The organism is Bartonella sp. CL266QHHD, assembly GCF_042195355.1.
In the GTDB taxonomy this organism is placed as follows: Bacteria; Pseudomonadota; Alphaproteobacteria; order Rhizobiales; family Rhizobiaceae; genus Bartonella.
Map to the genome: position 1 here is coordinate 1 of NZ_JBHIOD010000028.1, position 8,073 is coordinate 8,073.

Sequence of the window (8,073 nt, forward strand, 5' to 3'; positions counted from 1 at the left end):
GATTGGTGAAATAACCCTCTTTAAGGTAGGACTTGTGGCACTTGGTTCGTTCATTTTTGGTCCACTCATTGCCGCATTAGCAGCCGTAGGAACAGCGTTTGTTAGCCTTGGTATCACAATTATGACGACACCTATCGGTTGGTTAATGGGTGGCATTGCAGCGCTCTTTGTCCTCTATCAATATTGGGACAAACTCAATGGTTGGGTAGCAGCATCTTTAGCCGCGGTTGGGGCAGTTCTTATAGCTTCACTCATTCCAGCAATAACTGCCGTTAGTTCTGCTTTTATATCGCTTGGTATCGCAATCATGACCACTCCTATCGGCTGGATCGCTGGCGGCATAGCAGCCCTTGTTGGAGTTGGATATCTGCTCTACAAAAATTGGGATACGGTAGTAAGCTTCATAAGCAACTTGTGGAATTCTTTTGCGAGCTTATGTAGTAACGTTTTCAATAACCTCTTGACGCTCTTTAAAAACTTTTCACCGCTCTCTTGGATTTCAAAAAAAATCAATGCATTGATTGAGTGGCTGTTTGGGATCAATCTCATGGAAGTAGGAACCAATCTCATTGGTAGCTTGTGGGACGGTATCAAAAGCCAATGGAATGCTCTGTCTGATTGGCTTAGCGGCATGATAAGCAAATTAACCAGCTGGATGCCTAATTGGATGAAAGAAAAGTTAGGGTTTAATGTTTCAATAGACAAGACTTCAACGCAGACCATTAAAACCTTTACCGAAGAAACCAATGCACGTGCAAAAAAAATGGTTGATACAGTAGTGGTTACAAATACCCCACCTGAAAAACGCAAGAGTGGTTTTAATACAAGTGTCGTTGAAACAGGACAAATGCAGGCAACAAATAAAGTAGGTGCTTTTAAAGCTCCAAAGCCCATTACGGTTCATAAGCCCGTTGAAGTAGACGCCCGTGTAACCATTACAAATCTCAATATTTCAGTACCAAATGGTCTCAAGGACGAAATCAGAGACGCTGTCAATCAAGCACTTGAACGCTATGCAAAACAGCAACGTTTAGCCATAGCCTCTAGCCTTTCGGATTAAATACCATGATGTTAGCTTTGGGTGGTTTTATTTTTTCCATTGAAACAGCAGCTTACCAAACACTTGATATGTCTTATGGGGTTCCATGGGTGGAGCAAGGGCGATTGGGGAGAAAGGCTGCTCTTCAATTGCCTGCTGTTGCAAATGCGGAATTTTCTTTAGCAGGCGTGATTTATCCAGATTTCAAAGGTGGTCACAGACAGCTCGAATATTTACGGCAAATAGCGCATATGGGACCTCACATTCTTGTGACCGGTCAAGGCAAAATCTTAGGTAAGTTTGTCATTCTTTCTGTAGAGGAAAAGCAAAGCATTTTTCATCATAATGGCACCCCCAAAAAACAAGAATTTACGATAAAGTTGAGAGAATATGGTGAAGAGCTATGAGTGATCTTTACGTAACAAAAGAAGGCGATATGGTTGATGCCATTTGCTGGAGATACTATGCAAAGGGTCAACAAGCCCTTGCTGTTGAACGCGTTTATGCAGCAAATTTTGGTCTTGCAGACTATGGACCCATCTTAAAAGCAGGCATCACAATCGTTTTGCCAACCCTCCCCTATCCGAAAGCCACACCGGTAATCAGAATTTGGGGCAGTCAATCATGAAACCTTTTTGCATGGTTCTGGCAAATGGAGAAGACATCACCAAAACTCTTATGGATTATGTTTTATCAATTGAAATTACCGATGAAGCAGAAAACAAAAGTGATCGTATCACTATAGAGCTTGATGACCGCGCACGTGACAGTGATAACGGCTTTCTTGATATTCCTCTTATCGGGACAGTTATTTCCATAAAACTTGGCTATGAAGGCGGGAAAAACCGCGATATGGGATCCTATCTGATAGACGAAATCTCTGTAAGCAGCCCACCACAAAGCTTAAGCGTGACAGGGCGCGCCGCATCAATGAACACGTCTTACAGAACCCCCAAAAGCCAATCCTATCACCAGCAAACCCTTGGCAGTATTGTTCAAGAGATAGCAGAGCGTAATGGCTATACACCAAAGGTTGATCCTTCTCTTGCAAAAATCGTTGTGCGTCATATTGATCAAACATCGGAAAGTGATATGGCTTTTGCTGCACGCCTCGCAGGGGAATATGATGCGGTAGCAAAGCCCGTTGATGGCAAACTTGTGCTCGCCAAACGGGGTGAAGGCAAAGCCATCACCGGTGAAACACTCCCTATTGTTGTTATCCATGAAAAACATTGCACCTCTTGGGATTTTAAATACAGTGCGCGTGATGAAGCAGGTGCAGCCAATGGCTTAGAAACAGATGTGGGAGACGACCAAAAAGCCGCGGCTGATGCACGAGAACCAGAAGAGATTGATGATGATGAAAACTTTATCCATATGGATAACAGTGACAGAGCATCATCATCTGAATCAGAAAAAGCAGAAAAAGAATCGGAAAAGCAAGAAGAAGACAAAGAGAAAAAAGGCGGTGTTCTCGCAACCTATCATGATATCCGCAGTGGTGAAAAAAAAGAAGTCAAAGTTGGTAATCCGCCGTTTCATGAACTCAAATACACCTACCATAACCAATCAGAGGCTGTTGCAGCCATTGCTGCTTATCGCAATAAATCATCTCGTGGGAAATCTTCTTTCTCATGTGATATCGGTGGTGATCCGTTTGTGCAAGCAGAAGCAAAGCTTGTTCAAGAGCCCCCTTTCCGCCCCTATATTCCAGCAGAATGGCGCATCAAAAGCGTTAAACACAAACTTGATAAAACGGGTGGTTACACCACAAAAATAGAATGCGAACTTTTTGATGAAGCCCAAGAAGACACAGCTGGAAACGTTGCAAACACAACACCAGACAAGGATGATACCCTTGATCCAAACGCCCCACAAAACGCATGCGACGAAGGCGAAGGCGTTATCCATATGGATGAGGATTAATATCAACTTTAGGTCATTCGTTGTGCTGTCCCTTTTAGGGAAGAAGGTCAATGAACGTTTACGACAGATATTTTTTCATCTGCAATGCGATAGCTTTAATAACTGGAACAGACACACTGTTTCCAAATTGGCGATAGGCTTGCGTATCAGATACTGGAATCTGGTAGCTTTCAGGAAACCCTTGCAAGCGTGCTGCTTCTCTTGGCGTCAGTTTTCTAGGATTTTTATTATCCTGCATTATAAGTATTTCGCTTCCATCTTTGTAATAACGTGCAGAAAGTGTATTTGTGTATGGCGATTCCACATCGAAAAGCCCATAACCAAATCCCTTTCCTTTCAGTTTATTCAGAACTTTTCTTCGTTGGTGTCCATGCCAAAGAGCATTACTAATTGTATATTTTTCATCAACCTCTTTATCTAAAATATCTCCCACCCTTGTTTTAATATTCATGGGAGAGGGAAATTTAAAATCTATCGAATGATCTAAAAAACCAATGATATATATGCGTTCACGATTCTGAGGAACTCCAAAATCCCGTGCTTTTAAGATATCATAAAAAACTTTATAACCGCTTGATTGTAAATGCTTTATAATACTAGAGAGAGTACGTCCCCTATCATGCCCCTTTAATTGCTTAACATTCTCTAATAAAAATGCTCGAGGCTTCCTATGTGATAAAATTCTATTGATATCAAAAAATAAAGTTCCACGTGCATCCGCAAACCCCTTCTTCAAGCCTGCTTGCGAAAAAGGTTGGCAAGGAAAGCCTGCTAATAAAATATCATGCTCTGGTATTTCTTCTTCATTGATCTGAGTAATATCGCCATGGACGTGATCGTTGTTAAAATTAAGTCGATAAGTTTGAATAGAGTATTTATCAATTTCTGATGTAAAAACACATTGGGCGTTATCTAAGCCAAATGCAGACTCGAAACCCAAACGAATTCCTCCAATGCCGGCAAATAAGTCAATTAGTTTAAACATTTTACTGATTTTTCCAATAATTAAACATCTCAGGTAGTTCTTTTAAAAAATACGTTTCAAAATCTATGACGCTGTGGTTATGCAATATTTTTTCTTGATTTTTAACTGTTTTTAGTACGACGACAACAATGTTATGCTTGTTCATTTGTTCAATTTTATTTACAGAGATTTTATCATCAACTGTCAGTAAGTGAATGTTAGGAACTTGAGATCTTGACTGCTCTTCAATAACTTCTTGCCAACGTTCACGCAAAGTGGTTTTCATTGTGCCAATAATAGCCTTATCGCGTCTTTTCTTAAAATGCTCTATGCTCGGTAGTACTGAATCAACCATTTTACCCAAACCGGCTTTTTGAAATGTTTCTTTTCCGATTTTTTTTTGAGCTTCGAAACGATATCGAAATTGATTATATAAAAAATAAATAATTTCTTCAAATGTTTTTCCCGCACGTGAACGGCGTGACTGTGTATTGCTAAGACATAATAAATAAATATATGGAATAATTTTTCCTGCATATTGGCCAAAACAATTTATTAGCTGCTCGTTAAATTTGTGAGAATCTTGAATGTTAAGCCGAAATAATTTTAAACTTAATTCAGTAATAATTCTTTTAGGCATCTCAAACTGATGGCTAATTTCCATCAAAATCGCAGAATTGAAAGTAGATTCTTGCTTTAACAATGCGGAATACGATAATTCTCGCATATTAAAAATTGTTTTAGAAACTTCCTCTTTTTTGAGCAACTCATCTATAATTTGTTTATTTTCCTGTACTATTTGACTTACTATTTCATCAGTAGGTGAAATCAGTTCACTTCTTCTTTTCTTGAGAAAGTTTACGAAGCTTTTTTTTTCTTCCTCATCAAGCCCACAAAAATCTTCTAAGTTTTTGTATCTTATATCAGTCATTGCATTAAATCCTACGATTAGACAAGTATAACTGATTAGCAGATTCTAAATTTTAACCAATGATATTTTTGTCCGTTACCTGTCCTTTAGGCGAGGAGGAAGTTAATTTTTTTACTAATTGAACGGCTTTTTCAATATCTTTTTGTTGAGTAGATTTCTTACCGTCCTTTAAGAGGGAAAGACGTTCATTTCATATTTTTCACGCATCCCCGCCTTTTGCGGGGCTTTTTTTATGGAGAATCATATGCGAAAAATATCATCAGAAGGACTAGCACTTATCAAACAATGGGAAGGTTTGCGTTTGAACGCCTATAAAGATGCCATTGGGGTGTGGACAATAGGTTATGGACATACAAACAGTGCTGGAAAACCTTTTGTTCATAAAGGCATGGCAATCACTGAAAAACAAGCTGAAGAAATTCTTTGCCAAGATTTAAGACAATTTGAAAATGTCGTTGAACGCGCTGTTACGGTTTCATTAACGGATGAACAATTTGCGGCGTTAGTGTCCTTTTGCTATAATGTAGGAACAACAGCCTTTTGTAATTCGACACTGTTAAAAAAGCTCAATCAAGGTGAATATGAAGCTGTCCCTGCCGAGCTACAGAAATGGACCAAAGCAGGCGGAAAGCGTCTTGAAGGTCTAGCACACCGGCGTGCGGCAGAAACAGGCTTATGGGCGAAAGGGGCTTATGTTTCTTCCAATTATCAAACAGTAGAAACGCAAGTACCAACGGGGCTTTTCAAAGCAGAAGCCCTTGCACCGATTATTGGCTCTTTTTCTGGGCTTGGTGGTTTGTTAGCTGGAAATGGACCAATCCAATGGGCTTTGGCCACCATTATGGTTTTAGCCGCATGTGCTGGTATTTTCTTTGTTGCTAAACGCTTTCAGGAGCATCGTCTATGATCTTATGGATGAAAAGAAATCTGATGATAACAGGCGCGGCTTTAGCTGCTTTTTTTATGATTTTAGCAAGAGCTTTTACTCTTGGGAAAAAAGCAGAGCAACAAAAGCAAACAGAAAAAGCTTTAAAAGCAGCCACAACACGTCTGGAGGTGGAAAGTGAAGTTAATCAAAAAAGTGATGCTGATGTGCGTACTGCTCTCTCTGACTGGTTGCGCGACAAATAAATATGCTTCTTCTTGTGTTGGCTGGTTGCCAATTTATTTAGATAAGCAAGATCTGAACGCCATCAGTTCAAACTTAGCAAGAGAGATCTTAAAGCACAATAATCTAGGTGAACGCGTGTGTGGGTGGAAACATGGCTAGAAAAAAAACACAAGACGATACAGAGCTTACAGAAGCAGAAAAAAAAATCCTTCAAGAAATCATCATGACCTACAAAAGTGTAAAAGTGATGTCGCGTTATACGAAATGGATTGTACTCATTATACTCTTATTAGCGCTTGATTTTTCACGTATTATGGATGCGTTTGTAAGTATTTTTACACAAAAACCAAATATCCGACTCTAAACATACTCTGAGACGCGCGAAATTCTTTAGAAAATGGTTTCTTAATTTTGCTCGTCTCATGGAGACTATCAATAATAGCTTTACACATTTAAAACTGTTATTTTCACAGAATTGGACATATCAAATTTCTCTCCAAAATAGCTAAAAACACTGCAGAGGTAATTGTAAAAATTCTATCCTGTTATAAATGAAGCCCACTGTTCCAAGAGAACATGTCGTTGTTCTAAAAAATCCGTTCGCATATAAGCTTTTGTCACTGAACTCCCGACTGAATGGGCAAGAACAGTTTCGGCAATCTCGAACGGTGTTGACGTTGTCTCTGCTATCCAATCCCGTAAACTTGAACGAAAACCATGGGGACGATAAGTCAAACCACAAACTGTCATATATTTTGCCATGGTGGCATCAGAAATGGGGTTACCTTTAAGACCAGAAAAGAGAAAACCATTCTTTTCAAAGGGGAGAGTTTTTTCAATAACTCTCAAAGCTTCACCACTTAGTGGCACGCGAAAGTCTGAAACTTTCCCTACAATACCTTTCATGTTTTCTTTTGGTATCGTCCATATATTTTTATCAATTTGTTCAAGGCGCAAATAGCGCAATGGATATGACCGTGCTCCCGTCAAAATGAGTAACTTCAGTGCTAAATTTGAAAGGATCTTATCATCCAAGCTTTGATAAAATGCCGGAACCTCTTGCCATGGCATAGCAGGAATATTTGTTGATGTCGCACGTGTTTTTCCTAAAAGAGCGCGTGCCTTCATACAAGCCTGTAGATCAACATCTAAACCAAGAGCCGCTGCATATTTCAAACAAATATTGATACGGTTAAGTGCTTTTCGCGCTGTGTCTGCTTTTTCATGCCAAAGGGGTGAGAGAACATTGCGGATGATATTGGCTGTTAATTTTTCTATAGGTAATTTGCCTATGTGTGGAATAACGTGCAACTCTAGAGGAGAAAACCAGCGGCCGTTTTTACCTTCATTTTTCAACTCTGCTTTTTTGCTTTCAAAAGCCGCTTTTGCAATTTCTTGAAAAATATTGCTTTGCTGTTTTAAAATAGTCTGTTCTCGAAAGACAATAGGATCATTGCCTTCTTTAAGAATATCACTATAATATCTTGTAAGCTCACGCGCTTCTTTTAAAGAGAGTTTTGTAACAGGACCAAGTCCCATTTCACGGCGCTTATTGTGGTGCGTATAGCGAAAAAACCAAGAGCGTGTATTGTCTTTTCGAACATTCAACCACAACCCTGCCCCGTCACAATATTTACCCTGCGGAGACGTCTTTACGAATGATGCTGATAACCGATGAATCGCCCTCACTTAACGTCCCCTCTCGTCCACCTTTTCAAGCATTGCTCGTCCACCTTTTTGGGTCCACCTTTTAGACCACCTTTAATTTCTGATTTGAGATTTTTTCTTTAATACTTACTTTTTTTATTGAATCATAAAAAGCTATAGACATCAATACGCCCTTACACATCTTTATACACTTTGAATCTTGTTGCTAAGCCCCTGCTTGCCGCGTCTGGGCACCACACTCTTCTTTGTTGTATGTAACCTATTTTTTTATTGACTTTTAAGTTAATGATGCCTGAGTAAAGTTAAGGGAATAGGGTTTCTAACATTTGTCTATAAAGCACGCTTCACACAATAACAATATATTGATTTATAATGATAATTTACTGTTTTGTATATTGAATTAGACCCCCGAATAACGTAGGATTCTCTCATTT

9 protein-coding genes and 1 pseudogene are annotated in these 8,073 nt (G+C 39.3%); 7 read left to right on the plus strand and 3 right to left on the minus strand.

What is annotated here, in order from left to right; genetic code table 11:
- The 4 genes and pseudogenes from ACFIK7_RS02600 to ACFIK7_RS02615 all read left to right on the plus strand — a co-directional run.
- Positions 1–1,060 (plus strand): annotated as a pseudogene (locus ACFIK7_RS02600) (phage tail protein); the annotation flags it as partial.
- Positions 1,061–1,065: 5 nt separating this feature from the next.
- Positions 1,066–1,446, plus strand: a complete 381-nt coding sequence (locus ACFIK7_RS02605; protein ID WP_375662884.1) for a phage tail protein — start codon at positions 1,066–1,068, stop codon at positions 1,444–1,446.
- The gene (locus ACFIK7_RS02610) at positions 1,443–1,667 is read left to right on the plus strand and encodes a tail protein X (RefSeq protein WP_039760481.1); all 225 of its coding nucleotides are present in this window, start codon (positions 1,443–1,445) and stop codon (positions 1,665–1,667) included. The genes ACFIK7_RS02605 and ACFIK7_RS02610 overlap by 4 nt, the downstream gene beginning before the upstream one ends.
- Positions 1,664–2,965 (plus strand): phage late control D family protein, encoded by a 1,302-nt coding sequence (locus ACFIK7_RS02615; RefSeq protein ID WP_375662885.1) that lies wholly within the window; start codon positions 1,664–1,666, stop codon positions 2,963–2,965. The genes ACFIK7_RS02610 and ACFIK7_RS02615 overlap by 4 nt, the downstream gene beginning before the upstream one ends.
- 58 nt (positions 2,966–3,023) lie before the next feature.
- On the opposite strand, the gene ACFIK7_RS02620 is transcribed toward ACFIK7_RS02615, so the two are convergent.
- Entirely contained in the window at positions 3,024–3,950 is a 927-nt protein-coding gene (locus ACFIK7_RS02620; RefSeq protein ID WP_375631819.1) for a DNA cytosine methyltransferase, read from the minus strand.
- Between the two features lies 1 nt (position 3,951).
- Positions 3,952–4,860, minus strand: coding sequence for a type II restriction endonuclease (locus ACFIK7_RS02625; RefSeq protein WP_375631818.1), 909 nt, complete (start codon positions 4,858–4,860; stop codon positions 3,952–3,954).
- A 244-nt stretch (positions 4,861–5,104) separates the two neighbouring features.
- Here ACFIK7_RS02625 and ACFIK7_RS02630 point away from each other — a divergent pair, with 244 nt between their 5' ends.
- From ACFIK7_RS02630 to ACFIK7_RS02640, 3 genes are all read left to right on the plus strand, one after another.
- On the plus strand, positions 5,105–5,767 hold the full coding sequence (locus ACFIK7_RS02630) for a lysozyme (protein WP_375662886.1): 663 nt from the start codon (positions 5,105–5,107) through the stop codon (positions 5,765–5,767).
- On the plus strand, positions 5,764–5,991 hold the full coding sequence (locus tag ACFIK7_RS02635; protein ID WP_375662887.1) for a hypothetical protein: 228 nt from the start codon (positions 5,764–5,766) through the stop codon (positions 5,989–5,991). The genes ACFIK7_RS02630 and ACFIK7_RS02635 overlap by 4 nt, the downstream gene beginning before the upstream one ends.
- A gap of 131 nt (positions 5,992–6,122) precedes the next feature.
- A complete protein-coding gene (locus ACFIK7_RS02640; protein ID WP_375662888.1) occupies positions 6,123–6,335 on the plus strand; it encodes a hypothetical protein in 213 nt (70 codons plus the stop codon).
- A 173-nt stretch (positions 6,336–6,508) separates the two neighbouring features.
- On the opposite strand, the gene ACFIK7_RS02645 is transcribed toward ACFIK7_RS02640, so the two are convergent.
- Entirely contained in the window at positions 6,509–7,660 is a 1,152-nt protein-coding gene (locus ACFIK7_RS02645; RefSeq protein WP_375662889.1) for a tyrosine-type recombinase/integrase, read from the minus strand.
- Positions 7,661–8,073: the final 413 nt, after the last annotated feature.